At 73.5% G+C, this 25,627-nt stretch carries 15 protein-coding genes, 1 tRNA gene and 1 riboswitch; of the genes, 8 read left to right on the top strand and 8 right to left on the bottom strand.

Annotated elements, in window-relative coordinates:
* The coding region (locus B082_RS39985; RefSeq protein WP_234018208.1) for a hypothetical protein at positions 1–281 on the top strand (281 nt) is incomplete at its 5' end.
* Positions 282–535: 254 nt separating this feature from the next.
* On the opposite strand, the gene B082_RS0122985 is transcribed toward B082_RS39985, so the two are convergent.
* Positions 536–1,090, bottom strand: a complete 555-nt coding sequence (locus B082_RS0122985) for a MarR family winged helix-turn-helix transcriptional regulator (protein ID WP_018554149.1) — start codon at positions 1,088–1,090, stop codon at positions 536–538.
* Positions 1,091–1,247: 157 nt separating this feature from the next.
* Here B082_RS0122985 and B082_RS0122980 point away from each other — a divergent pair, with 157 nt between their 5' ends.
* Positions 1,248–2,555: an MFS transporter gene (locus B082_RS0122980; RefSeq protein WP_018554148.1), complete on the top strand. Its 1,308-nt coding sequence runs from the start codon at positions 1,248–1,250 to the stop codon at positions 2,553–2,555.
* A gap of 9 nt (positions 2,556–2,564) precedes the next feature.
* Here the strand turns inward: B082_RS0122980 and B082_RS0122975 are convergent, their stop codons facing one another.
* A complete protein-coding gene (locus B082_RS0122975; protein ID WP_018554147.1) occupies positions 2,565–4,226 on the bottom strand; it encodes an ATP-binding SpoIIE family protein phosphatase in 1,662 nt (553 codons plus the stop codon).
* A gap of 191 nt (positions 4,227–4,417) precedes the next feature.
* Positions 4,418–5,815, bottom strand: a complete 1,398-nt coding sequence (locus tag B082_RS0122970) for an NAD(P)/FAD-dependent oxidoreductase (protein WP_078622630.1) — start codon at positions 5,813–5,815, stop codon at positions 4,418–4,420.
* Positions 5,816–6,154: 339 nt separating this feature from the next.
* Here B082_RS0122970 and B082_RS0122965 point away from each other — a divergent pair, with 339 nt between their 5' ends.
* Both B082_RS0122965 and B082_RS0122960 read left to right on the top strand, forming a co-directional pair.
* Positions 6,155–7,033 carry a TetR/AcrR family transcriptional regulator gene (locus B082_RS0122965; protein ID WP_199783832.1) on the top strand — a complete coding sequence of 293 codons (879 nt, stop codon included), beginning with the start codon at positions 6,155–6,157 and terminating at the stop codon, positions 7,031–7,033.
* 301 nt (positions 7,034–7,334) lie between these two features.
* On the top strand, positions 7,335–9,470 hold the full coding sequence (locus B082_RS0122960; protein ID WP_026250092.1) for a sigma-70 family RNA polymerase sigma factor: 2,136 nt from the start codon (positions 7,335–7,337) through the stop codon (positions 9,468–9,470).
* A gap of 64 nt (positions 9,471–9,534) precedes the next feature.
* Here B082_RS0122960 and B082_RS0122955 read toward each other — a convergent pair whose 3' ends face one another.
* Both B082_RS0122955 and B082_RS0122950 read right to left on the bottom strand, forming a co-directional pair.
* Complete coding sequence (locus B082_RS0122955; RefSeq protein WP_018554143.1) at positions 9,535–13,386, bottom strand: AfsR/SARP family transcriptional regulator; 3,852 nt, start codon at positions 13,384–13,386, stop codon at positions 9,535–9,537.
* A 63-nt stretch (positions 13,387–13,449) separates the two neighbouring features.
* Positions 13,450–15,561 carry an asparagine synthase-related protein gene (locus B082_RS0122950; protein ID WP_106435521.1) on the bottom strand — a complete coding sequence of 704 codons (2,112 nt, stop codon included), beginning with the start codon at positions 15,559–15,561 and terminating at the stop codon, positions 13,450–13,452.
* 1,266 nt (positions 15,562–16,827) lie between these two features.
* Between B082_RS0122950 and B082_RS0122945 the strand changes: the two genes are divergently transcribed.
* From B082_RS0122945 to B082_RS0122930, 4 genes are all read left to right on the top strand, one after another.
* The gene (locus B082_RS0122945) at positions 16,828–18,432 is read left to right on the top strand and encodes a hypothetical protein (RefSeq protein ID WP_018554141.1); all 1,605 of its coding nucleotides are present in this window, start codon (positions 16,828–16,830) and stop codon (positions 18,430–18,432) included.
* A gap of 129 nt (positions 18,433–18,561) precedes the next feature.
* Complete coding sequence (gene lhgO / locus B082_RS0122940) at positions 18,562–19,812, top strand: L-2-hydroxyglutarate oxidase (protein ID WP_018554140.1); 1,251 nt, start codon at positions 18,562–18,564, stop codon at positions 19,810–19,812.
* Between the two features lie 104 nt (positions 19,813–19,916).
* The gene (gene trmB / locus B082_RS0122935) at positions 19,917–20,771 is read left to right on the top strand and encodes a tRNA (guanosine(46)-N7)-methyltransferase TrmB (RefSeq protein WP_037710640.1); all 855 of its coding nucleotides are present in this window, start codon (positions 19,917–19,919) and stop codon (positions 20,769–20,771) included.
* Between the two features lie 74 nt (positions 20,772–20,845).
* The gene (locus B082_RS0122930) at positions 20,846–22,414 is read left to right on the top strand and encodes a PrsW family intramembrane metalloprotease (RefSeq protein WP_037710639.1); all 1,569 of its coding nucleotides are present in this window, start codon (positions 20,846–20,848) and stop codon (positions 22,412–22,414) included.
* A gap of 99 nt (positions 22,415–22,513) precedes the next feature.
* Here B082_RS0122930 and B082_RS0122925 read toward each other — a convergent pair whose 3' ends face one another.
* The 3 genes from B082_RS0122925 to B082_RS0122915 form a co-directional block, all read right to left on the bottom strand.
* Positions 22,514–23,713 (bottom strand): M23 family metallopeptidase, encoded by a 1,200-nt coding sequence (locus tag B082_RS0122925; protein ID WP_018554137.1) that lies wholly within the window; start codon positions 23,711–23,713, stop codon positions 22,514–22,516.
* An 11-nt stretch (positions 23,714–23,724) separates the two neighbouring features.
* Positions 23,725–23,878: riboswitch (cyclic di-AMP (ydaO/yuaA leader) on the bottom strand.
* 211 nt (positions 23,879–24,089) lie between these two features.
* Complete coding sequence (locus B082_RS0122920; RefSeq protein WP_018554136.1) at positions 24,090–25,214, bottom strand: SpoIIE family protein phosphatase; 1,125 nt, start codon at positions 25,212–25,214, stop codon at positions 24,090–24,092.
* 222 nt (positions 25,215–25,436) lie between these two features.
* Positions 25,437–25,510, bottom strand: a tRNA-Met gene (locus B082_RS0122915).
* Positions 25,511–25,627: the final 117 nt, after the last annotated feature.

Raw genomic sequence — 25,627 nt, 5'->3', positions numbered from 1 at the left:
CCAACCTGCCGAAGCAGGCCGGGGTATCAACATATCTGGCGTTGACTTTTGGCACGCTGTTGAGTTCTCAAGGAACGGACGCTTCCTTTGTACTCACCCGCAGAACATTTTCTGGGGCTTTCCTCCGGGCGCTTCCCTTCGGTCTTGCGTTTCCGACTCTATCAGACTCTTTCGTGTCCGATTCCCGGTCGAAGCGGGCCATGCTTTTCCGCTTTCCAGTTCTTCGCTTTCGCGTTTCCCTTTCCGGCGAGTCCGACTCTATCAGATCCTTTCGGGCCTGATTCCCAGTCAGCGGGGCTTGTCCTCCCGGCCGTTGGGCCGTTCCGACGTCCAAAACCCTAGCGGATTCTCCCGGCGGCTCATAATCGAGCCTTCGAAATGAATTTCGGCATGCCGAAACTCTCCCGAGTGGGAGATCGTGCTGAGTTTTGGTTGCCGCGTCTGCGGCGGGATCGGTCGTCGCAGAACCCATGGGGCTCTGTGGCAACCCGAAGAACCTTACGGATCCCAGTGGGGCGTGTCAACCCCCTCCTGGTCAGTCCAGGTCGGTGAGGCGGCCGCCCGCGTCCGGCTGGGCGTGCTCCACCCTGCGCAGCAGGCGGGTCAGCATCTCGCCGAGCACCCCACGCTCGTCGCTTCCGAGGTCCTGGAGCAGGTCCTCCTCGAAGTCGGTGGCCATCCGCATCGCCTCCAGCCACTTCGTGCGGCCCTCGTCCGTCAGCTCGACAATGACGCGCACGCGGTTGTTCTCGTCGCGGTCGCGGGTCACCAGGCCCTCGCCGGCCATGCGGTCGATGCGGTGGGTCATCGCGGCCGGAGTGAGGCCGAGCCGTTTGGCCAGCTCACCCGGACCGAGCCGATACGGCTCCCCGCCCAGGACGAGGGTCTTGAGGACCTCCCACTCCGCGTTGCTGATGCCGAGAGCGGCGAGCTGCCTCCCGTACGCCACGTTCATCCGGCGGTTCAGCCGGCCGAGGGCGGAGACGACCTGTTCGACCTGGGGGTCCAGGTCGCGGTACTCGCGCTGGTAGGCGGCGATCTGCTCGTCGAGGCTCGGCTCCTGGAGTCCGGGCTCGGTGGTGTCAGACATGGCGCGCAGTATGGCACGCCCCTCACAGCCGTCGAAGTCCTTCGGGCTGTAGTGTTGAGGTTCTAACTTTAGTGGTAAAGTCTTCGGGTTCGAGTCGTTCGATGTGCGACGACACAGGGGTTTCGAGAGCTTGAGGTAGGTGAGTGTGACCAGGGAAATGGGCGCAGCACTGCGGCGGATCCAGATCGGTAGCGCGCTGAGCGCGTTCGGGCTCGGGTTCACCGTTCCGTATCTGTACGTCTACGTGGCGCAGGTACGGGATCTGGGCGCCGGTACGGCGGGGGTCGTGCTGGGCGTCTTCGCGATGGCGGCGCTCGCCGTGCTGCCGTTCACCGGCCGGGCGATCGACCGTCGTGGGCCGCTGCCCGTACTGATCGTCGCTTCGGTCATCGCCTCCCTGGGCGCAGTCGCGCTGGGGCTGGCTTCGCAGGTCACTGCCGCTGTGCCGGCGGCGGCCGTGCTGGGCGCGGGCACTGCCGTGATGCAGCCGGCGCTCGCCACGATGCTCGTCCGGTGCACCGGCCCGAGCACGCGTACACGGGCCTTCGCCATGCAGTTCTTCCTGCAGAACCTGGGCCTCGGCGTCGGCGGGCTGGTCGGCGGGCAGATCGTCGACACGAGTCGGCCGGCTTCGTTCACGCTGCTGTTCCTGATCGAAGCGGTGATGTTCCTGGTGCTCGGCGCCATCGCGGCGACCGTGCGCATGCCGCGCACCTCCGTGGCCGCTCCGGGTGCCGTGGCGGATGGGGCGGCTCCGCGCGGAGGGCTGCGGGTACTGCTCTCGCACCGGGCCATGGTGCAGCTGTGCGTGCTGGGCTTCGTGGTGTTCTTCGCCTGCTACGGGCAGTTCGAGTCCGGACTCGCGGCCTACGGCACCGAGGCGGCCGGGATCGAACCGTCGACGCTCGGCGTCGCGCTGGCCGCCAACACCGCTGTCATCGTCATCGCCCAGTTCGTGGTGCTGCGTCTCGTGGAGCGCCGCCGGCGCACCCGGGTCATCGCCGCAGTCGGTCTGATCTGGGCGTTCGCCTGGATCGTGGCCGGTTACGCGGGCCTCGGGCACGGCAGCCAGACCATGGCGACGGCCGCGATGATCTCGACGTACGCGCTGTTCGGGCTGGGTGAGTCGATGCTGTCGCCGACGGTCGCACCCCTGGTCGCGGACCTGGCGCCGGAGGCGATGGTCGGGCAGTACAACTCGGCGTTCGCCCTGTGCAAGCAGCTCGCGCTGGCGGTCGGCCCCGCCGTGGGCGGGCCGATGGGGGCCTCGCTGCACGGCCCGTACATCGTGACGTTCGTCCTGTTCTCGCTGGGCATCACCGCGCTGGCGCTACGGCTCGGCCGGCGGCTCACCCCCGTACAGGACCAGCCCGCGCTCGCGAACGTGCCGTCGCGAGTGGTGGCCGTGTCGGTGCCGCAGGAAGCGGCTGCGGAGGTACCGGCTCCGGTTGCCGCCGTGCACTGACGGGGGCCGCTACCGCGGCAGGGCGAATTCGCACCACACCGCCTTGCCGCCGTCGGGGGTGCGGCGGCTTCCCCACGACGTGGCGATCGAGGCGACGATCGAGATGCCCCGGCCCGCCTCGTCCGCCGGGTCGGCGCGGCGGCGGCGCGGCAGGTGGTCGTCGCCGTCCGTCACCTCGATGATCAGCCGGCGGTCGGTGCGGCGCAGGCCCAGGCGCATGGGCGGGGTCCCGTGTTGCAGGGAGTTCGCGACCAGCTCGCCCGCGGCGAGGACACCAAGATCGCACAGCTCCACCGGGAACCGCCATGACGTGAGCACGCCCGTCGCGAAGGCGCGTGCGCGAGGGGCCGCCTCGATGCCGCCCAGCAGGTCGAGCGAGGCGTTGTGGAAGAGCTCCGCGGCGGGGCCCGTGCGGGCGGGGTGCTGCACGACCAGGACCGCCACGTCGTCATCGTGCTCCGCGGTGACGTTGAGGGAGCGGATCAGCCGGTCGCAGACCACCTGCGGTGCGCCCTTCGCGCCGGACAGCGCTCTCTCCAGCGCGGCGACACCCTCGTCGATGTCCTCGCTGCGGCGCTCGACGAGTCCGTCCGTGTAGAGGACGGCGGTGGAGCCGGGAGGCAGCGGGATGGTGCCCGAGGTGTGGATCCAGCCGCCGGTGCCGAGCGGCGGGCCGATCGGGTCCTCCGCCCGGTGCACCGTGCCCTCCTCGTCGCGCACCAGGATCGGCAGATGGCCGGCGGAGGCGTAGACGAGCAGTCCCTCGTTGGGGTCGTGGACGGCGTAGGCGCAGGTGGCGATCTGGCTGGCGTCGATCTCGGCGGCGAGTCCGTCGAGCAGTTGGAGCACCTCGTGCGGCGGGAGATCCAGGCGGGCGTAGGCCCGTACGGCTGTGCGCAGCTGGCCCATGACGGCTGCGGCGCGCACCCCGCGGCCCATCACGTCCCCGATGACGAGCGCGGTGCGGCCCGCGCCGAGGGTGATGACGTCGTACCAGTCGCCGCCGACCGCCGCGTCCGTGCCGCCTGGCTGGTAGGTGGCGGCGATCCGCAGGTCGTCGGGCTGTTCCAGCTCCTGCGGGAGCAGTGAGCGCTGGAGCGTGACGGCGGTTTCGCGGTGGCGGCCCTCGCTGGCGCGCAGTCGTTCGGCCGCTTCGGCGTGGTCGGTGACGTCGGCCGCGTAGACGAGGACTCCGCTGTCGCGCCGCTTCTCCCTGTCCTGTCGCACGGGCGAGCAGGTCACGGTGTACGAGCGGCCGTCGGCGGCCTTGCGGGACTTGACCGTGCGCGGGGTGCCGCTGCGCAGGACCTGGTCCATGAGAGGGAGCAGGCTGAGGTCGGCGAGCTCGGGCATGGCCTCGGCTGCGGGCGCTCCGCAGGGGCGCGGGCCGAAGGCTGTGGTGTAGGCGTCGTTGACGTACGCGATGCGGTGGTCGGGGCCGTGCACCAGGGCGACGAGGGCGGGCAGCCGGCCCAGGATGTCGCGGGCGGAGAGATCCTCCAGATCGGGCGCCGAGGGCAGGGGGATGCCGCCGGGCCCGTCCTTCGGCGGGCCCGCCCCGGGCTCGGGCCGGGCGTACTCGGCGCGGGCCGCCGGTACGGAGCTGTGGTCCTCCCGGGCGGCGCGACGCTGCGTACCGGGGAGGCGGGCGCTCCAACGCGTGAAGTTCACGGAATTTCTGGCCTCGTGTGTCGGTCTGGTCCGCTCGGGCGGGCTGCTTCCTCTGCCGGGGCGTCCCACCTGTCGTGGGGCGTTCGTCGCCCCTGGGACGGTCTTTCGCTGGTCACTGTCGGTTGCTGCCGGCCGGGTCACTCTGTGCAGATGCGGGCCCACCCATGGTCACACGTCCAGTGTGTCGGACCCTACTGACAGTCGTCCCCGCCGGGCCGTGGGCGCCGGCCCGCGGCGAGTTCGAACTCGGCCCTTGGGTGTTCCAGAGAGCCGAGGGAGACGATTTCGCGTTTGAAGAGGCCGGCGAGCGTCCATTCGGCCAGGACGCGTGCCTTCCGGTTGAAGGTGGGGACCCGGCTGAGGTGGTACATGCGGTGGATCAGCCACGCCGGGTAGCCCTTGAGCCTGCGTCCGTAGATGTGCGCGACGCCCTTGTGCAGGCCGAGCGAGGCGACGGAGCCCGCGTAGCTGTGGCGGTATTCGGTGAGCGGTCCGCCGTCGAGCGCGGCGACGACGTTGTCCGCGAGGACCTTCGCCTGGCGGAGGGCGTGCTGGGCGTTGGGTGCGGTGGTGCGGCCCGGTTCGGCGGCGGTCAGGTCGGGTACGGCCGCGGCGTCCCCGGCGGCCCAGGCGTGCTCGGTGCCCTCGACGGTGAGACGGGCGGTGCAGCGGAGCCTGCCGCGTTCGTCGAGGGGCAGGCCGGTGGCGGCGAGCAGCGGGGCGGGTTTGACGCCGGCGGTCCACACGAGGGTGCGGGTGGGGAAGCGGGAACCGTCGCTGAGCACCGCGATCCGGGACTCGCAGGAGTCGAGCCGGGTGTCGAGGCGTACGTCGATGTTGCGGCCGCGCAGTTCCCGTACGGCGTACAGGCCGAGCGATTCGCCGACCTCGGGCAGGATGCGGCCGGTGGCCTCGACGAGGATCCATTTCAGGTCTTCGGCCTTGATGTTGTGGTAGTACCGCGCGGTGTAGCGGGCCATGTCCTCCAGCTCGGCGAGCGCCTCCACGCCGGCGTAGCCACCGCCGACGAAGACGAAGGTCAGGGCGGCGTCGCGGACGGCGGGGTCGCGGGTGGCGGAGGCGATGTCCATCTGCTCGATGACGTGGTTGCGCAGTCCGATGGCCTCCTCGATCGTCTTGAAACCGACGCCGTGATCGGCGAGTCCGGGGACGGGGAGGGTGCGCGAGACGGAGCCGGGGGCGAGGACGAGTTCGTCGTACTCGATCTCCAGGGCACCCGTGCCGTCCTCGCCGCTGGCGAGGGTGGTGACGGTGGCGGTGCGCTTGGTGTGGTCGATGCTCCGGGCCTCGCCGATGACGATCGTGCAGTGCGGCAGGACGCGGCGCAGCGGTACGACGACGTGGCGCGGTGAGATCGAGCCGGCGGCGGCTTCCGGGAGGAAAGGCTGATACGTCATATAAGGCTCGGGCGCGACGACGACGATCTCGGTGTCACCGCTTCTCAGTCTCTGCTTCAGCTTCCGCTGGAGGCGCAGCGCTGTGTACATCCCGACGTAGCCTCCGCCGACCACGAGAATGCGGGTGTCCGGCGGAGGGCCGGGGGGTGTTCCCCCGGAAGCTGAAGCCATCACCACCCCATGACGCAACGTGCACGGGAGTTTGTCCACAGCCCCGGCAAATTGTGTGACCGGAGGTTCCGGGCGGGTGGGTGGTGCGGGACGGTTCCGTGGCGGGCCAGTCCCGCAGGTCAGGCATTGCGGTACGGGCCAGGGGCGGGAGGCCAATCGGTGACCAACCGGTCCTTGCTCCGATCGGGGGGCGCTCGGGGCGGAACTGCCCCCTTCTGAATTGACCCTGGCTCAACTATGTTCGTATGTCGTCGGGGTGCCGGACGGTGACCATCGGTCCACCCTCGACTGACACGGCGGGAGTCTCCGGGGGGAGACGTCATAACCGGGGGAACAGTTATGAATATTCAGGAATCGCATTGGCCGGCTACTGCTGTCGCGCCAGAAGAATCCGGACGCATCAGGGCAGTTGGCACTCTCAACGGAGTGGGGACCACCACGGCCGCCTCGGCTTCGACAGCGGTGGACACGCTGAGCGGCGCGCTCGGCGCCCCGTCCGGTGTCGCTTCCGCGCATGTGCGGTCGGCCCCGTTGCGGGTGGACGCGCAGCGCAATCTGGAGCACGTGCTGCGGGCCGCGCGCGAGGTGTTCGGGGAGCTGGGGTACGGAGCCCCGATGGAGGACGTGGCGCGCCGGGCCAGGGTCGGTGTCGGCACGGTGTACCGGCGCTTTCCCAGCAAGGATGTGCTGGTGCGCCGGATAGCCGAGGAGGAGACCTCCCGGCTGACCGACCAGGCCCGGTCCGCGCTGGGGCAGGAGGACGAGCCGTGGTCGGCGCTCTCGCGCTTCCTGCGGACCTCGGTGGCCTCGGGGGCGGGGCGGCTGCTGCCCCCGCAGATACTGCGGGTGGGTGTGGAGTCCGATGACCCGGCGGTCGGCGGCGCGGCGGGTGCTGTGCCGGAGTCGGCGGGGGACGAGCCCCGGGTGCCCCAGCAGCGGCAGGAGGCGGGCGCGCCACGGGCGGCCGGTCCCCGGTCCGAGCGGGAGACCGGCGGCGAGGACCTGGGCGCCGGAGCGGCCGAACTGCTGGAGGTCGTGGGCCGGCTGGTCGACCGGGCGCGGACCTCGGGTGAGCTGCGCCGTGATGTGACGGTGTCGGATGTGCTGCTGGTCATCGCGACGGCGGCCCCTTCGCTGCCGGACGCGGCTCAGCAGGCGGCGGCCTCTTCGCGGCTGCTGGACATCCTGTTGGAGGGGCTGCGGTCCCGGCCCGAGTGAGGCCCGTGAAGGAGCCCGGGGGCGGCCCGAGCGGAGGCGCGAGTGCGGCCCGAGCGGAGGGGAGCGGGCGGGGAATGGCGTGGGCTTCGGCCTTCGGTGTGCGAGGGGTGCCTTGCCCTCCCCGCTGTCGCGTCAACCCATCACCCGGTTACTCCTTCCCCGAATGAGTGCTCGCTAGTGCTCACATTCGGAGGAAGGCCCCGGATGAGTGGTTGGCGGGGCTGAGCGCCCGCCGTCTCGGCGCTCTGTGGCACGCTGGCGCCCGGTATTGGGTCCGATGGCGCATACGGGGGCGTCCGCGATGAGCGGTGACGGGCAGAAGGAAGAGTCGTACGACGGTGTGTCCACCGCGGGCGGCGGTACGGAGCCGGGCGGTCGTCCCGGGCACCAGGTGCCGAGCCAGGCTGCCCCCGGACACCGGGCCGCCGGTCCAGGACACCGGGCCGGTTCCGGACGCCGGGACGGACAGCAGGACGGACGCCCCGGAGCCGCCGGCGCTCCCGAGCGTCGGGGCTCCGATGACGCCGACGGTGGAGGAACGGTCCTGCCCGGTCCATGGGCGCCCGCACCGGCCGAGGACGCGAGCCCGGCGGGAGTGGCCGAGGCAGGGGCCCCGGGTGCGGAAGCGGTCGATGTGGCGGCTGCCGTGCCGATGCAGCGGGCGGGCCGGGGCTCGGGGGCCGTGGAGAACGTCGCGCCGGGGCCGTCCGACGCGCAGCTGATCGAGCGGATGCGCGCGGGCGACGACCTCGCGTACGACGAGCTGTTCCGGCGCCACGCGCAGGCGGTGCGCCGCTACGCCCGCACCTGCTGCCGGGACGGGCACACCGCCGACGACCTGACGGCCGAGGTCTTCGCCAGGACCTTGCAGGCGGTCCGGGGCGGCAAGGGGCCGGAAGAGGCGGTGCGCGCCTACTTGATGACGGCGGTGCGGCATGTCGCCGCCGCGTGGACGAAGACCGCGAAGCGCGAGCAACTGGTCGACGACTTCGCCGCGTTCGCCGCTCAGGCTGCCCACTCGTCGGAGGTGTCGGACGCGGACACCCTCGACCTCGGCGCCGATGTGCTCGCGATGCACGAGGCCGAGCAGTCGATGGCCATGCAGGCCTTCCGGAGCCTTCCGGAGCGTTGGCAGGCCGTGCTGTGGCACACCACCGTCGAGGAGGAGTCGCCCAGCGACATCGCCCCGCTCTTCGGGCTGACCGCGAACGCGACGTCGGTCCTGGCCAGCCGGGCCCGCGAAGGCCTCAAGCAGGCCTATTTGCAGGCCCATGTGAGCCAGGCGCTCACCTCGGGCGGCGACTGCGCGCGGTACGCCGACCGGCTCGGCGCCTACGCCCGGGGCGGGCTGCGGATGCGCGCCGAGCGGGGGCTGCGGGGGCACCTGGACGAGTGCGCGAAGTGCCGCGTCGCGGCGGGTGAGTTGGCCCATGTCAACGCCGGCATCCCCGCGCTGCTCCCGGTCGCGGTCATCGGCTGGTTCGCCGCCGGGTACTCGCTCAAGGCGGCCGGCATCGTGGCGGGAGGCGCAGCCGGTGCCGCCGGGGCGGGGGCTGCCGCCGCAGCGACCGGAGGAGGCTCGACCGCGGGCTCGACCGCGGGCTCGGCCGGTGGTGCCGCGGCCTCCGAGGGGCTCGGCCTGCCCGCGAAGGCCGGGATCGCGGCGGCGGTCGCCGTCGCGGCGGCCGCCGGGCTCGTCTGGGCGCTGGTGGGCGACGACCAGCCACAGCCCGAGGCGAAGCCGGTCCCCAGGCCCCCGGCGGTGGCACCCGCCGTACCCACTCCCACGCCCACGCCGCCGGAGCCCGAGCCGACGCCGCCACCGAAGCCCGCACCGCCGGCCCCCACACCGCCGAAGCCCACCCCGACGCCAACTCCGACACCGACGCCCACCCCGACACCCACGCCGACCCCGACCCCGACGCCCACGCCGACGCCGCCGCCGAAACCCGCGCCGCCGCCCCCCACCCCGACTCCGCCACCGCCCCCCGCACCGGCGCCGGAGGTCTACCAGGTCAGCGAGCTGGCCTACACGCTGTTCGGCGACCACAGCGCCCCCGAGGTGGTGCTCGGTGAGAGCGGCTGGGTCTGGCAGCGTTCCGGCATGTCGATCGGCGGCACGCGGTACGCGCACGGGGTGACCGTCCACAGCCGCTCCTCAGTGGTCATCCAGCTGAACCGCCAGTGCACCCGCTACGAGGCGATGGCCGGCGTCGACGACCTCACCAGGGGGCTCGGCGCCGTGCGGTTCTCGGTCTTCAACGGGGACGGGGTGCGGCTGTGGCGGTCCCCCGTGATGCACGGCGGCGACCCCGCCGTGCCCGTCGGGGTGAACGTCGAGGGCCAGAAGCGGATTCGGCTTGTCGTGGAGCCGGAGCACCCGTTCGGCAGGGTGGCCCTCGCCGACTGGGCCGAGTCGCGGATCAGCTGCCACTGAGGGGTGGGCAGGGCCGACCCGTTGCCGCTGCCGGTGGACTCGTGCGGGCCGGGACGCCCGCGCGCTACGGGACCGGCAGGTCCGCGACGATGCCCTTCAGAACGTCGATGACGTCGCCGAGGGTCAGCGCGACGCCGGCGGCACGCTCCTCCTCGTAACGCCGCGCGCCCAGTTCCTCGCGGCACAGTCGCTCGACCGCGTCGATCTCGGCCTGCTCCCCCTCGGTCCTGGGGCTCGACAGGCGTCGCCAGTTGTCGGCGGCGGCGAGGATGCGGACGACGGCCGCGTGGTGGCCGAGCTCCGACAGGACGGTCACCGCGCCGTCTGCCAGGTGACCGGTGACGATCTCGGCGCACTGCGCCTCCTTCGCCGCGACCAGGGCCTCGGTCAGCCCGCGCGCCCCGGCGTCGATTCCGCCGTCGGGGCCGGGCTCGTGGACGGTGATCCGGGCCGACAGGCCGCTCATCGCCACGGTGAAGTGCGACGGCGGGCCGCCACGGCCGGCCTGCTCCTGGGCGACGGTGAGCATCCGCCGGGCGTCCGCGATGTCGCCCCGGTGGAACGCCATGGTGGCGCGCAGGTAGTGGGTGTAGGCGGTGGCGTCGTGCGCCTGGTGGCGTTCCGCCTCGGCCTCCGAACTGTCCAGCCTCTGGTGGGCGGCGGCCAGGTCGCCCGTGCGGTAGGAGAGCTCGGCGAGCCGCGCCAGGAGGAACGGGGCCTCGGCGTGGGCGCCGACCTCGCGGGCGAGCAGCAGCGCCTCCTCGTAGGCGGTGCTCGCCTCGTCATAGCGTCCGCGCATCATGCCCGCCTCCGCCGCGGCGCTCGCGACCTGGGCGCGCATCCAGCGGTCGCCGACGCGACGGCTCAGGGCACGCAGTTCGGCGAGGTCGTCATCGATGCCGGGCATGCCGCCGGGCATGTCGACCAGCATGTGTGCGCGGAACATCAGGATGACGCCGTACTCCCAGGCACCACCGTGCTCGCGGGCGTTGTCGACGGCCTCGTCGATCTTCTCCCGCGTGTCCTCCGTGGTCCCGGTGAGGTACGAGGTCATCGGCCAGAGCAGTCCGGGGAAGCGGACGCTGTGCGACTGTGAGGCGGCGAACGCGTCGGCCACCCGGTTCACGAGCTCATGGGTCTCGGCGTCGGCCTGGGCGATCTCGGACTGACCGCTCTCCGCCGCGAAGAAGAACCACAGCAGGTGGAGGTTCATCCGGGGCCAGTACCGGGGGTCCGACTCGTCGGTGGGCTCGGGGCCGAGCGTGCGGGCCTTCTGGGTCCAGGCCAGGCCCTCGGAGCGGTAGTTGCGCAGCCACCAGAACCAGCCCATGCCCAGAACCAGGCGCGCCGCCTCCGGTTCGGAGAGGCCGGAGGCGGTGGTGCGCTGGAGAGCGGCGCGGATGTTGTCGAGGTCCGTCTCCAGGCGCTGGATCCAGGGGAGCTGGTCGCCGGAGCGCAGGCGCGGTTCGGCCTCCTCCACGAGCCCGAGGAAGTACGCGGTGTGCGCGCTCTCGGCTGCGGCCCGCACCTGCGGGCTCTCGGCGCACCGCTCGACGGCGTACTCATGGATCGTCTCCAGGAGGCGGTAGCGCATCGCGCCGTCCACGGCCGGGGCGGCGACGACCAGGGACTTGTCGACCAGCGCGCCGAGCAGGTCGGCGGTGTCGGCGGCAGGACGGCCGGCGCCCACCGGCGTCCTGATGACGGCTTCGGCGGCCGTCAGGTCCCAGCCGCCCGCGAAAACGGAGACCTGCCTCAGGGCGGTGCGTTCGTCCTCGTCCAGGAGGTCCCAGGACCAGTCGACCACGGCTCGCAGGGTCTGCTGGCGGGGCAGCACGGTCCGGCTGCCGCCCGTCAGCAGGCGGAACCGGTCGTCCAGCCGGTCCGCGATCTGCCGCGGTCCCAGCAGCCGCAGCCGGGCGGCGGCCAGCTCGATCGCGAGCGGCAGCCCGTCCAGCCGGCGGCAGATCTCCGCGACGGCGTCCGGGTCGTGCGCGGGTTCGTGGTCGGGGTCGAACCCCGGGCGTACGGCCCTGGCGCGTTCGGTGAACAGGCGATGGGCGGGATCGGCGGGCAGCGGGTCGACCGGTCGTACGGACTCACCGGGGACGGCGAGCGGTTCCCGGCTGGTGGCGAGGATGCGCAGCTGCGGGCAGCGGGTGAGCAGGGTCTCCGCAAGCGCTGCGGCGGCGCCGATGACGTGCTCGCAGTTGTCGAGGATGAGGAGCACGGGCGCGGGGCGGGAACCGTGTCCGAGGCGGTCGACCAGCAGATCGACCGGGTCGGTGCGCGGGAGGGTGCCGTCGAGGCTGTTGTCCCGCAGGAGCGCGGTCTCGCGCAGCCCGAGCGCGGAGAGCACGGCGCCCGGGACGGCGTCGGGGGCCTCCACGGGGGCGAGTTCGGCGATCCAGACGTCCGGCGGAGTGGTGCCGGCGGGTGACTGGCGTGCTGCGGACTCCTCGGCGAGGCGGGTCTTCCCGGAACCGCCCGGCCCGGTGAGAGTGACCAGCCGTGACCGGGTCAGGTCGTCGTGGATGGCGCGCAGTTCGGGTTCGCGTCCCACGAAGGAGGTGAGCCGGGGGCGCAGGTTGCCCCGGGCGTGTTTCACGTGAAACACGCCGGTTTCGGCAGGTGCGGGCGGTGCGGGGGCGAGTAGTTCGCGGTGCAGGGCGGTGAGTTCGGGGCCGGGGTCGGTGCCGAGCCCGTCGGCGAGGGCGCGGCGGGCGTCCTCGTAGGCCGCGAGCGCGTCGGCCTGCCGGCCGTCGGCGCGCAGGGCCCGTATGAGCTGAGCCCGGAAGCGCTCGTCGTACGGGTGGGCGGCGATCAGCTCCGTCAGCTCGGCGGCAAGCGCGGCTGGGCGGGGGGCGGAGGCGTCGGCCGCGTGGGGGCCGGCCGCGTGGGGGCCGACGCCGTTGGAGGAAGCGGCACTGGGTGTGGGCGCGGCACCATGGAAGGAGGCCGTGGCGTGGGGACCGGCGCCTTGGGGACCGGCGCCGTGGGGGCCTGGGCCGTGAGGGCCTGGGCCGTGGGTGGTGGCGGTCCCGTTGGCGGACGCGGTGGTAGCGGGCGCGGTGACGGCGGGCGCGGTGGTAGCGGACGCGGTGGCGGGAGGCCCGCTGCCGGGGCCGTGGACGTTGTTGGGCTCGTCACCCGGGGTCGGGGAGGCCTCGGCCGCTACGGACGCGCTCGCGGTGCCGGAGGCAGCCGTCGCAGGGCCAGCAGCGCCGTGGGCGGCCGTCGTGAGGCCCGCAGGCCCGGAGGCAGCCGTCGCGGAGCCAGCAGCGCCGGAAGCAGCCGTCGCGGAGCCAGCAGCGCCGGAGGCGGCCGTCGTGAGGCCCGCGGGCCCGGGATGGGCGCCGTTCGAGGCAGCGGCCCCCGCGCCCTGCACGGCGCTGCCCCGCCCCTCCCCCGTCGCGCGGCGCAGGTCGGCCTCGATGCGGCGTTCCAGGGCGGCCAGGCGCTGGGCCTCGGGGCGGAGGGCGTGGCCGTGGTCCCCGTCGGGCAGGTCGGCCAGGGCGGGGCCGCGCCACAGAGCGAGGGCGGTCCGCAGTGTGCGGGCGGCCGTGTCCGGGGCGCCGGCCTCCAGTTCGGCCCCGCCTCGCCCGGCCAGCTGCTCGAACACGTACAGGTCGACGTCGTCCGGGCCCGCGGTGAGGCGGTAGCCGCCCGGGGTGCTGGCCAGTGCCTCCTTGCCGAGCACCCGGCGCAGCCGCCCGACGAGGGCCTGGAGCGCGGCGGGCGCGTCGGCGGGGGGATCGTCCGCCCAGACGTCGTCGACCAGCTCGGCGACGGTGACGGGACGCCCCGGCCGCAGCGCGAGGGCGGCGAGAAGGGCGCGCAGCCTGCTGCCGCCGAGGGGCAGCGTGCCGCCGTTCTCGTCTCGCGCCTCGGTGGCGCCCAGGATCAGATACCGCACCCCACCATTGTGTCCTGCCCGCTGCCGGGTCAGCAGTGCCCGAACGGACGCACCGCCCGCGGCTCAGCCCTGCAACGAGCGGCGCGCCGGGACGACGCCCCCGGCGACCGCGCGCTGGCGGGGGGCCGCCGTGCCCGTCCAGCAGGTGCCGCGCCGTGAGACGAGGCGGCGCAGCCACAGTTCGGTGGAGGCGAGGTCGGCGAGCCCGTCCAGGGGGAGCGGCTCGCCCTCGGAGGCCGCGCGCAGGGCCTTGCGTACGACGCGGGCCTCGACCAGGCCCGCGTCGGCGAGCAGGGGGGCGTCGAAGAGGGCGATCAGCTCGGGCAGGGCGGTGCGCAGGCCGGTCCGGGTGACTTCGGTCGATCCGGCCTGGGAGGGGGCGCCCCAGCCGGGCGGCAGCTCGTGGATGCCCGCACCGGCCAGGACCCGGCGCAGGATCGCCGCGCGGGCGCCCGGCTGGACCCGCAGGGACTCGGGGAGCGCGCGGGCGGCGCGTACGACCTGGTTGTCGAGGAACGGGGCGTGCAGCCGCTGGCTGCGGATCTCGGCGGCCTGCTCCAGGACGCGGTGGTCGGCGGCGCTGCGGGCGAGGGCGGCTCGGGCACGGGCCTCGCCGGGACGCTGGACGGAGGACGGGCGGATCGCCGCCTCCTGGAGGCGAACCGATACTTCAGCGAGTGCCTCCCCGGTCAGCCACCGGGCGGCGGGCCCCGGCCTGGACCAGGCGAGCGCGGCGAGCGAGGCGTCGGCCGGGGTGTCGAGTCCGGGCGCGAGACGGTTGGCGTCGGGCAGCCGGCCGGCCGCCGCTTCGAGGCCGGTGCGGTAGGACGTACGGGCGAGCCGGCGAGCCGCCCGGTAGACGGTCAGCGGGACGAACAAGGAGTGCGCGGAGGGCCCTTCGGCCTTGGCGAGGGCGGCGACAGGGCGCAGCAGGTGGCGTCGGCGCCGGTCCATCAGCAGGTCGGCGAGGCGGGCCGGGTGGGCGTCGAGCACCTGCCGGGCACCGGCCCCCACGAAGTGGTCGGCGCTGCCCGCGGAGAGCCGGCGCCGGTGGCGTTCGGCGAGGACGAGGGAGGGGGCCGGTTCGTCGGTGAGCGCGCCGGCGCCCAGTTCGGCGTAGGGCAGGGCCTCTTCGCCCGCGGCGACGACGACGTGGTGCAGGCGGGGGTTGGCCGCGATGGCGCGGGCGCGTTCGAGTTCTGCCTCGTGGGCGCGGGTGGTCAGGTCGTTGAAGGTGACGGCGAGGAGCCGTTCGCCCGCCCCGGTGCCGTGGCCGAGGATCGTGCCGGGAAGTCCGGGGAGGCCGGCGGCCAGCAGGGCGAGGGTCGCCGATGCGCTGCCCCCGGAGAGGTCGGCGCCGATGCCGGGCACGGGCGCGCCCCGGGCGGCGCGGCGTTCGGCCGGGCCCATGCCGGGGACCGGGCCCGGGTCGGGCGGCAGGGTCTCCGGGGCGTGGCGCGGGGCCAGCAGCCGGGCACGTACCGCTTCGACCAGGGCGTCGCGCACCCCTTCGACGGCGCTCACCGGGTCGAGTTCGGGGGCGGCCACGGCGAGGGAGGCCACGGCCTCGTACCCGGTGATTTCCCGCGAGCCTTCGCGGAGGATCAGGGCGTGGCCCGGCGGGATGCGCTTCACGCCCACGTAGGGGGTGCCGTCGCGCAGCGCCTCCGGGGTCTCCGGGCAGGCGAGCAGCGCGGCCAGGTGGCCGATGTCCAGCTGTGCCTCGATGAGGTCGGCGAGGGGCAACGCGGCGGTGGCGTACGCCGTGCCGCCGGCCCAGGGCGTGTAGAAGACGGGCCGGGCTCCGGCGAGGTCGCCGACGACGGTGATCCGGCGGCCGATCTGGACGACGGCCGTGTAGCTGCCGGTCCAGGCGGTGAGGTGGCGCAGGGCGCCGCCCCGGGCGGCGAGCAGGCCGACGCGGAGTTGCTCGTCGGTGGCGCCGCAGCAGCCGAGCACGGCGAGCCGGACGGTGGGGGCACCCTCGGCGGTGTCCACCCGGACGGTGCGGATCTCGTCGGGCCGCCAGTCACCGACCGCCCAGAGCGGATCGGGGTCCCCCCACAGGAGCTGGGAGCCCACGGGATGCATCGTGCGCCCGTCGTCACCGCCGCCCACCGCACCGGCCGTGCCGAAGCTCGCGGCGATACTGCTCCAACCCACCAACCAACGCATCGCCGCCTCCACAGGCTGTGGACAAAAAAACGGCGCGGCAGGGAAGCACCCGGAGAACTCCGGTGGCGGTCGGCGCCGTTGCGGACATGCTGCCACGACAACGGCGCACAGGAGTGGCTACGGACGGCGCACGTCGTGAGCGCATGCGCCCCTGGCAAAGGCCGCAGGGCGGCCGCCGGTTCGACCGGCCCCCGAACGGCCCGCGCGCGTCGCGCGTACCGTCAACGGAGTTTCGTATTCCGGGCGTTGCGTTCCCCGCACCCGCTCCGCGTGAACGGCCCGGTTCCGGCCATCCCCCTCGGGCGGCGCGAACAGCCGCGGAAATGTCCGCGCATCCCTCGGCCCAACCTCATCCGACCATCGACATCCGGCCAATTTTTGAATCGGAGGGAACCGGCAGGGAGGCGGCGAATTGCCTCACCCATCCGCATTCCTCCACGTTCGGTCGACGCTGTGCCGGGCGGCGCCCCCGATCCCCCGCACGCCCGGCAAACGCCTGTGGAACGCCCCCGCGAGACCCGGAACTCACGGTCCGGGAGGCGGGCTTCGCCTCCCGGACCGGTCCACCGCCCGCGGGGAATGGGGCGGCGATATCCCCCAGCCCCTGTGTCCAGCACAGCGGGCCGATCCACGCAGCACCCATGCAAGCGCCGGCCCGGTGGCCGGGCCAGAGCGCACGTACGGGCGCACGGCCACACACCGGGGTGCACGCGCGAGCACCCCGGAACCGGCCTCGGGAAAGCCGCCGGGGCCACCGGGAACACGGCCCGCCCGTACGCCCCCCGGCGCCCGTCCGCGCTGGTCGGCGGGCGGTTCCGCGCCGGACTCCACGTACGGGGCGGCCGCCGCGGGCCCCGCGCACTCCATCGGCTGCCGCGGGGGCCGGGCCGGCGCCCCGCCCCGGAAGCCTCCACGCACCCTCCGCCCCTCCCCCGCACTTCCCCCGCCCTCCCTCCTCCCTTCCTCCGTCTTGCGTTCGCCCCTGCCGTCCCGTGGACCGCTATCGTTCTCATCCGCCACACGACTCCCCGCGAGCGGCCGGGACGGACAACAATCCCGCCATACGGACGTCCGGCCCTTAACGGTAGGGATGCGACGAACTACGCTGGGTTGACTGATGTTCTCAGCAGGGCGGCATATTCCCCGGGGCACGGCCAAATGCGTGTGCGGGCGGAGTGACGGGGTTCGTCCCTGGGGAGAACACGGTACGAATGCCGCGCGCCGTGACGGTGACGCGGCTGCCGTCTGTGTGTCGAGGGGTGGCCCATGTCCAGGGAGCAACGCGGACCGAACGAGAAGCTCGGCACCGTTCTCGCCCTCGCGGGAATCAGTAACGCCGGGCTCGCCCGGCGGGTCAACGACCTCGGGGCGCAGCGCGGTCTGACCCTCCGGTACGACAAGACGTCGGTCGCCCGGTGGGTCTCCAAGGGCATGGTGCCGCAGGGCGCCGCGCCCCATCTCATCGCCGCGGCGATCGGTGCCAAGCTCGGCCGGCCCGTTCCGCTGCACGAGATCGGGCTCGCCGACGCCGATCCGGCGCCGGAGGTCGGGCTGGCCTTCCCACGCAACGTGGGCGAGGCGGTGCGGTCGGCCACGGAGTTGTACCGGCTGGATCTGGCCGGGCGGCGGGCCGGCAGCGGCGGGATCTGGCAGTCGCTTGCGGGCTCCTTCTCCGTGAGCGCGTACGCCACCCCCGCGTCCCGCTGGCTGATATCCCCCGCCGACGCGTCGGTGGCCCGTACCTCGGCAGCCGTCGCGGCCCCGCCGCCCGGCACCCAGGGCGCACAGGGCGCATCGGGGGCGCACAGCGCATCGGCGACGGCCGGGGCCCAGGGGCTTCCCGGCACGGCACTCGCCCCGCCCGCCCAGGGCGGCGGCGCGCTCCCGGCCCCCGGGCACAGTCTGGTGATCCCGGCCCAGCCCGGTCCCGAGTCGGGGCCCGACGCCTCCTCGCTGCGCGTCGGCCACAGCGATGTGTCCAAGCTGCGCGAGGCGGCCCAGGACGCGCGCCGCTGGGACTCCAAGTACGGCGGCGGGGACTGGCGTTCCTCGATGGTTCCGGAGTGCTTACGCGTCGACGCGGCGCCGCTGCTGCTCGGTTCGTACAGCGACGAGGTCGGCCGGGCACTGTTCGGCGCGGCGGCCGAGCTGACCCGGCTGGCCGGCTGGATGGCCTTCGACACCGGCCAGCAGGAGGCGGCCCAGCGCTACTACATCCAGGCGCTGCGCCTGGCGCGGGCGGCGGCCGATGTGCCGCTCGGCGGTTACGTGCTGGCGTCGATGTCGCTCCAGGCGACCTACCGCGGCTTCGCCGACGAGGGCGTCGACCTCGCGCAGGCCGCCGTCGAGCGCAACCGCGGTCTCGCGACGGCCCGCACGATGAGCTTCTTCCGTCTGGTCGAGGCCCGCGCCCACGCGAAGGCCAATGACGCGCCGGCCGCGGGGGCCGCGCTCAAGGCGTCCGAGAGCTGGCTGGAGCGTTCCCGGGACGGCGACGCCGACCCCGCCTGGCTGGGCTTCTACTCGTACGACAGATTCGCGGCCGACGCCGCGGAGTGCCACCTCGACCTGAAGGCGCCCCGCCAGGTGCGGCGCTTCACCGAGCAGGCGCTGTCCCGGCCCACCGAGGAATTCGTCCGCTCGCACGGGCTGCGGCTCGTGGTGTCGGCGGTCGCCGAGCTGGAGTCGGGCAATCTGGACGCGGCCTGCGCGGCGGGCACCCGGGCCGTGGAGGTGGCCGGCCGCATCTCCTCGGCGCGGACCACCGAGTACGTGCGCGACCTGCTGCACCGGCTGGAGCCCTACGGAGACGAGCCGCGCGTCGCCGAGCTGCGCGAACGCGCCCGCCCCCTGCTGGTCGCCCCCGCGTAGGACCCCTCCGGCGGGTCGGGGCGGACGGGCCCCGGGCCGCCCGCCCCGGGAAGAAGCGCCACGCTCGCCCGCACTGGTTTGAGTGCGTTGTCAGTGGGTCAGTGCACTATCGGGGTGGGAGGTGGCGTGATGATGACGCACGCGGCGTACGACTGCGATGTGCTGGTGATCGGCGGCGGGATCGTCGGCCTGTCGGCCGCGTACGCGCTCACGCGGACCGCACCGGGCACGCGGGTGACCGTGCTGGAGAAGGAGCGTGCTCCGGCGCGCCACCAGACCGGACGCAACAGCGGAGTGATCCACAGCGGGATCTACTACCCGCCCGGCTCCCTCAAGGCCCGGTACGCGCTCCGCGGCGCCGCGGAGATGGTCGACTTCTGCCGGGATCACGGAATCGCGCACGCCGTGACCGGAAAGCTGATCGTCGCGACGGACCGCGCCGAGCTGCCCCGGCTGCACGCCCTGGTCCAGCGCGGCCGCGAGCACGGGCTGCCGGTGCGCGAGCTGGGGCCCGCGCAGATCGCCGAGTACGAGCCGAGGGTGCGGGGCCTGGCCGCGATCCGGGTGGGCACGACCGGGGTGTGCGACTTCCGGGCGGTCGCCGGGCGCCTCGCCGACGAGGTGCGCGGCGCGGGCGGCCTGATCCGGTTCGGCGCCGAGGTCACCGCGATAGACCGGCGCCCCTGGGGCGTGGCCGTGCGCACGGCCGACGGTCTGGTGGTGCGGGCCCGGGTGCTGGTCAACTGCGCGGGACTGCACTGCGACCGCGTCGCGCGGCTGGCCGGTGACGACCCGGGCATGCGGATCGTGCCGTTCCGGGGGGAGTACTACGAGCTGGCCCGGCCCGAGCTGGTGCGCGCTCTGGTCTATCCGGTGCCCGACCCGGCGTTCCCCTTCCTCGGCGTGCACCTGACCCGCGGCCACGACGGCTCCGTCCACGTCGGCCCCAACGCGGTCCCGGCGGCGGCCCGCGAGGGGTACGGCTGGCCGGTCGTCCGCCCCCGGGAGCTGCTGGACACGCTGGCCTGGCCGGGCTCCTGGCGGATCGCCCGAAGACACTGGCGGTACGGGGCGGGCGAGGTGCACCGCTCGCTGTCGAAGGGAGCGTTCACCCGGGCCGTGCGGCGGCTCCTGCCCGACGTCACGGAGGATGACCTGCGCCCCTCGCCGGCCGGTGTCCGGGCCCAGGCGGTGCTGCGGGACGGCACCCTGGTGGACGACTTCCTGATCCGCGAGGCCCCGCACACCGTGCACGTGCTGAACGCCCCGTCGCCCGCCGCCACCGCGTCCCTGCCCATCGGCCGGGAGGTGGCCCGCCGGGCGCTGCTCCGAGCTCGGGCGGCCGGGTGGAAGCCGCCCACCCTGGAGTCCGTCGAGTGACCCCCGTGGCCCGTCGGGCGCCTGTCGCGTGCGGACGCCGGGCGGCCCGTGCGCGCCTTCGCCGAGTGACCCGTGCGCGGGCGGCCCCGTAGAATCAGGGCATTGTGTCTGAGCCCTTGAACCCCTCCCGCCCGACGCCCGGCGAGGCCGCCGCGCCGGACGGCGCCGTGTCCTCCACCGCCGGAATCCCGGACGATCTGCGTGCCGCGTCGCTGGACCGCGCGCGCCGGCTGCGCCAGGAGCCCCGCTTCCCCGGCGGCCCCGCCGCCGACCCGGCCGGCTCGCACCACGAGCGCCGCATCCGCAGCTTCCAGCCGCGCCGCAGCCGGGTCACGCCCGGCCAGCAGGACGCCCTGGAGCGGCTCTGGCCCAAGTGGGGCCTGGACATCGACGGACTGCGCGTCCTCGACCTGCCCGCGATGTTCGACGGGCTCCCGGTGGTCCTGGAGATCGGCTTCGGCATGGGTGAGGCCACCGCGCAGATGGCGGCCGACGACCCGGCCACCGGCATCCTCGCCGTCGACGTCCACACGCCCGGCCAGGGCAACCTGCTCGGTCTCGCCGACCGGAACGGGTCGTCCAACATCCGGGTCGCCAACGGGGACGCGATCATCCTGCTCCGCGAAATGCTGGAGCCGGACTCGCTCGACGGGCTGCGGGTGTACTTCCCCGACCCGTGGCCCAAGACCCGCCACCACAAGCGGCGGCTGATCCAGCCGGAGTTCCTGGACCTGGTGGCGGGACGGCTGAAGCCCGGGGCGATCGTGCACTGCGCGACCGACTGGGAGCCGTACGCCGAGCAGATGCTCGATGTGCTGACCGCGCACCCCCGCTTCGAGAACACGGCGGCCGACGGCGGTTACGCCCCGCGCCCCGCGTTCCGGCCGCTGACCCGCTTCGAGGGGCAGGGCCTGGACAAGGGCCATGTGGTGCACGACCTGCTCTTCGCCCGCCGCTGACCGGCCCGGCTCTCCCCTCGGGGTCCACGCCCCGTGCCATGGCCGTTGTCAGTGCCGCTCGTTAGGGTCATGGGGTGTCCGACGGGTCTGTTCAGCGACAACGGCAGGAGCAGCCGGCCGTCCCGGTGCTCAGGGAGCAGCGGGTCGGCGAGATCCTGGCGGCCGTTCCGGAGCGGAGCCAGTGGCGTTACCGGCCGCGCCGCGCCGGCCTGGTGTGGCGGAGCCGTACGTTCCGCGTGGTCGCCGTCTTCACGCTGCTGGCGCTCTGCGGGGTGGTGATCCTGGCCCTGGTGCGCGACGAGACGGGGACCGAGGGGTTCCTCGTCGGTCTGGGCCTGGCGGTGCTGCCGGTCCCGGTGCTGATGACGGCTTTCCGCTGGCTGGACCGGGTCGACCCGGGGCCGTGGCGCAACCTGCTGTTCGCCTTCGCGTGGGGCGCGTGCGCGGCGGCGCTCGTCGCGATCATCGCCAACTCCTTCGCGACCCGGTGGATCGCCACCGCCGACCCGGGCAACGCGGACACCCTGGGCGCCACGGTCATAGCCCCCGTGGTCGAGGAGAGCGCCAAGGCGGCGGCCGTCCTGCTGCTCTTCCTCTTCCGCGGGCGGCAGTTCACCGGGATCGTCAGCGGCGTCGTCGCCGCCGGCTTCACCGCGACGGGGTTCGCCTTCACCGAGAACATCCTCTATCTGGGCAACGCCTTCGGCGAGGACCAGCAACTGGGCTCCGGCTTCGCGGCGGTGACCGTGATGACCTTCCTCGTCCGGGCGGTGATGACGCCGTTCGCGCATCCGCTCTTCACCGTGCTGACCGGCATCGGGCTCGGGATCGCCGCGAGCAGCCCGCCGCACCGGCGGTTCAGGCGCGTCGCGGCGCCGCTGCTCGGCCTGCTCCTCGCGATGGGCATGCACTCCCTGTGGAACGGCTCGCCGACCTTCGGCCGGTACGGCTTCTACGTCGTGTACGGGCTCTTCATGGTCCCGGTCTTCGGCCTGGTGACCTGGCTGGCCGTCCGGTCGCGCCGCAACGAGCTGCGCACGCTCGCCGTCGAACTCCCGGTGTACGCGGAGGCCGGCTGGCTGCCGCCCGCCGAACCTCTCACCCTCGCCTCGATGCGGGCCCGCGCCCTGGCGAGGAACGCCGCGCGGCGACGGTACGAGGTGGCGGTCCGCCCGTACGGCGGGCACCACCCGGCGCACGCCGCCTCGTCCGCACCGGCCGCGGCCAGGGAACGCGGCAGGGCGGCGGCGCGGACGGTCGCCGAGTACGAGGCGTTCGCGACGTCCCTGGCCTTCCTGCGCCGGCAGGTCCGCCGGGGCACGGCGGACCCGGACTTCGCCGCGCGCGAGCTGGAGCTGCTGCACCACCTGTGGCAGCGCAGGGATGTCGCGGGCCCCGCCCTGGCCTACGCCGCTCAGGTCACGCAGCGCGTGCGCGCCCGCCGCGCCGCCCCGCCGCCGGGCCCTTACCCGTGGTACGGAGCGCGCGGGCCCACCGGCCCGTACGGCCCCGGTCCCTACGCGCACCCGGCGCAGCCGTACGGCCCCGGCGCCCACGGCCAACAGCCGTACGCCTATCAGCCGTACGCTCAGCCGCCGTACACCGCACCACAGCAGACCGGCAGCCCTGACGTCGGGGGGTGAGCGCCAGGACTGCCGGGGTTCGGTGGCCGCGGAGCAGCCGTGCGGGGGCGCGCCGGGGCGCGTGTGAACGCGAGGGGGCACGCCGGAGCGAAAGGGGTGTCAGACGGTCAGGCCGCGGGCGCGGAGCCAGGCCATCGGGTCGATGCCGGTGCCGTCCGGGGTGTGGACCTCCAGGTGGAGGTGCGGTCCGGTGACATTGCCGGTCGCGCCGACGCGTCCGATGGTGTCGCCGGTGGTGACCTTCTGGCCGACGGTGACGCCGATCGAGGACTGGTGGCAGAACCACAGCTCCGTACCGTCGTCCAGCTCCAGCACCGTGCGGTAGCCGTAGGCACCGGACCAGCCGGCCGACTTGATGGTGCCGGTGTGGATGGCCTTGATCGGAGTACCGGTCGGCGCCGCGAAGTCGAGGCCCGTGTGGTAGCCGGAGGACCACATCGAACCGGCCTCGCCGAACGTCGAGGTGATCGTGTACGAGGAGGTCGGGATGGCGTAGCTGGCGGCGAGCTTGGCGAGGCGCAGGGCCTCGGCCTTCTTCTTCGCCTCCTCCTCCGCCTTCTTCTTCTCGGCGGCGGCCTTGGCCTCGGCCTCGTCCTGCTGCTTCTTCGCCTCGGCGGCGGCCTTCTCCGCCGCGGCCTTCTCCTCGGCCGCCTTGGCCTCGGCGTCGGCGGCGCCCTGCTGCTGCTCGGCCTGCTGGAGGATGCGGGCGCGCAGCGCCTCACCGGCGTCCGTGGTGCCCTGCTCGGCCTCGGCGGTGGTGATGCCGGCGGTCGTCAGCGGGGCGGCGGCGGTCGCGGTGGCCGGGGTGTCGGCCTCGGCCTCACCGGAGAACAACGCGCCCACGCCGGGGAGGGACTTGGCGTCGGGGAGATTGTCCGCGATGGAATCGGGAAGAGAGATGGAGACCGGCGGTTTGCTCTGTGCGGTGGCCATGCCGCCCGCACCGACGGCCGCGATGACACCGACGCCGAGGACGGTGGAGCTACGGGCCAGACCATTGCGCTGCTTGGCGACGCGGTGCTTGCCTCGGACGGGGCGGACGGACTCCTCGGTAGGGTTCCATTCCTCCCAGGTCCGGTCTGAGCCGGCGTCACCCGCGTCCGTGCGGAAACCGGTGCCGAAGTCGGGGCCGGCGCCGAAGTCCGGGCCGGCGCCGTCGGCGAAGCCGTTGCCCGGATCGGTCGCGTAGCCACTTCCCTGCTCCGGGACGTACGCGGTGCCGGGGACCGGGGCGAAGCCGGGGCCGTACTCGGGCACGAACCTGGAAGGGGATTCGGGGGCAGGCTTGTTGGACGCCACGCGGGCGCACTCCTTTCCTTCCTTCTCGCCTACCGGGTTAGCTGACGGGTTCGGAGCAGGAAGGTCTCCTACGGGTTCCTCCGCCTCTTGCGAAGACAGAGATGCCCGATTCACCCCATGTAGGTGGTTCCCCGGTTCCCTTGCGGAATTCGGCGCTCGCGCACGGTGCCGCCACTGACGGCGGCTGGGACAACCGCGCTGCGTTATCGAACGTTAATAGACAGGCGGGCCCGATTCCAAGCCGTTCCCGCTGATCGTTCACGTCTTTGGCCTGGACTTTACGGGACACAAGCGGGTGGAAGCGGGCGAGCTGCCAGCCATCCGGGCCCTGCCCAGTTTCTGACGGTGTGTCAAATGTTATGCGGAGCGGCGCCCTTCAGTCACGGAGGGTGGCATCCCGTTTGATGATCTTGACCGTCCTGCGCCGGTCGGGCTGCCCCTTCGCCGGCCGCAGGACCGCGAGCAGCGCCATGTCGTCGGTCGCCTTGCCCCCCGTATGCAGCCGTACGTCGTCGCTGAGCGCGGAGAGCAGTTCCTCGGGCTCGGGGAAGAGCCGTCCGCGCAGCCGCTCCACCGGGTCGTAGAAGACGCCCTCGGCGTCGCGAGCCTCGGACAGCCCGTCCGTGTAGAACAGGAGCGTCCCCCCGGCCGGCAGCTCCCACTCGTCCGCCCGGTCCGGCCGCACGACCAGATCCATGCCCAGCGGCAGCGCGGGCTCCGAAGGCGTCAGCGTCTCCACCGCCCCGTCCTGACTCAGCAGCAGCGGGTCGGGGTGGCCCCGGTTCACGATCCGCACCCGTTGCGCACCCGGCGGAATCTCCGCGACCACGGCGGTGACGAACTCCTCGAACGCGTCGAAGCCGCCGTCCCGGGTCGACTCCCGCTCCAGTGCGCGCTCCAGCCGCCGCGCCACCCCCTCCAGCGACTTCTCCTGCTCGGCCGCCTCCCGGAACGCCCCGATGACCACCGCTACCGCGGCCACCGCGTCCAGCCCCTTCCCCCGCACGTCCCCGAGCACCAGCCGCACGCCGTACGGGGTGTCGGTCGCCGAGAACAGGTCGCCCCCGACGAACTCGTCCGCCTGCGCCGCCTCGTACCGCGCGGCCACGTGCAACCCGCCGATCCGCTCGGCCGGCGTCGGCAGCACGGCCCGCATGGCGGTCTCCGCGATGACCCGGGCCGAGGCCAGCCGCTCATTGCTCCGCTGGACGACCCGGTTGATCACGCACGCCTGGACGAAGACCGTGAAGACGGTGAGCAGTTCGATGAACGGGACCACACCCGGCAGCGCCCCCCTGTACAGCCGCATGCCCACTATGGCGACCATCGAGGCGATCCCGATCCGGATGGTCGCGCCCAGACTGAAGAAGGGGGCGGCGAGCAGCGGGGCGGCCGCGAACATCGGGACGGCCGTGAAGGCGGCCGGGGTGAAGAAGTCGAACACCACCCCCACGAGGATCATCGCGGCGGGCAGAGTCCGGACGAGCCGGCGGTTCGGCACGCCACCGCGCCCCCGCCACCGTCGCTGCCACTTCCCCACCTGCGGTCTCCTGCCCGGCGCCACCACGGCCGCGGACGGTACCGCGCACCACTCCCCAGACTCACCTCATCCCGGCCGCACGGCGACTCCTCGTCGGCCGATGGGGCTAGCGAGAGGGCTGAGGGCCCCCGGGAAACGCATCAGGCCCGGCACGCTTCATGCGTGCCGGGCCTGATCCTTCAGTAGCGGGGACAGGATTTGAACCTGCGACCTCTGGGTTATGAGCCCAGCGAGCTACCGAGCTGCTCCACCCCGCGTCGTTGAATACAACTCTACGGCATGTTCACGGCCTTGATGACCACCGAGCGGCCCCACCCCGGCGGATGCGCGGCCCCCCTCGCCCCACACCAACGAGCAATGGGGTGAATGTGGTG

Source organism: Streptomyces sp. ATexAB-D23, from assembly GCF_000373645.1.
GTDB lineage: Bacteria > Actinomycetota > Actinomycetes > Streptomycetales > Streptomycetaceae > Streptomyces > Streptomyces castrisilvae.
This window is presented reverse-complemented; position numbering and strand designations above follow the sequence as displayed.

What these genes read in the sequence shown, in the direction of transcription:
- B082_RS0122985 (WP_018554149.1), bottom strand. Translation starts at nt 1,090, where the DNA reads ATGTCTGACACCACCGAGCCCGGACTCCAGGAGCCGAGCCTCGACGAG.
- B082_RS0122980 (WP_018554148.1), top strand. Translation starts at nt 1,248, where the DNA reads ATGGGCGCAGCACTGCGGCGGATCCAGATCGGTAGCGCGCTGAGCGCG.
- B082_RS0122970 (WP_078622630.1), bottom strand. Translation starts at nt 5,815, where the DNA reads ATGGCTTCAGCTTCCGGGGGAACACCCCCCGGCCCTCCGCCGGACACC.
- B082_RS0122965 (WP_199783832.1), top strand. Translation starts at nt 6,155, where the DNA reads ATGAATATTCAGGAATCGCATTGGCCGGCTACTGCTGTCGCGCCAGAA.
- B082_RS0122960 (WP_026250092.1), top strand. Translation starts at nt 7,335, where the DNA reads ATGAGCGGTGACGGGCAGAAGGAAGAGTCGTACGACGGTGTGTCCACC.
- B082_RS0122950 (WP_106435521.1), bottom strand. Translation starts at nt 15,561, where the DNA reads ATGCGTTGGTTGGTGGGTTGGAGCAGTATCGCCGCGAGCTTCGGCACG.
- B082_RS0122945 (WP_018554141.1), top strand. Translation starts at nt 16,828, where the DNA reads ATGTCCAGGGAGCAACGCGGACCGAACGAGAAGCTCGGCACCGTTCTC.
- lhgO (WP_018554140.1), top strand. Translation starts at nt 18,562, where the DNA reads ATGATGACGCACGCGGCGTACGACTGCGATGTGCTGGTGATCGGCGGC.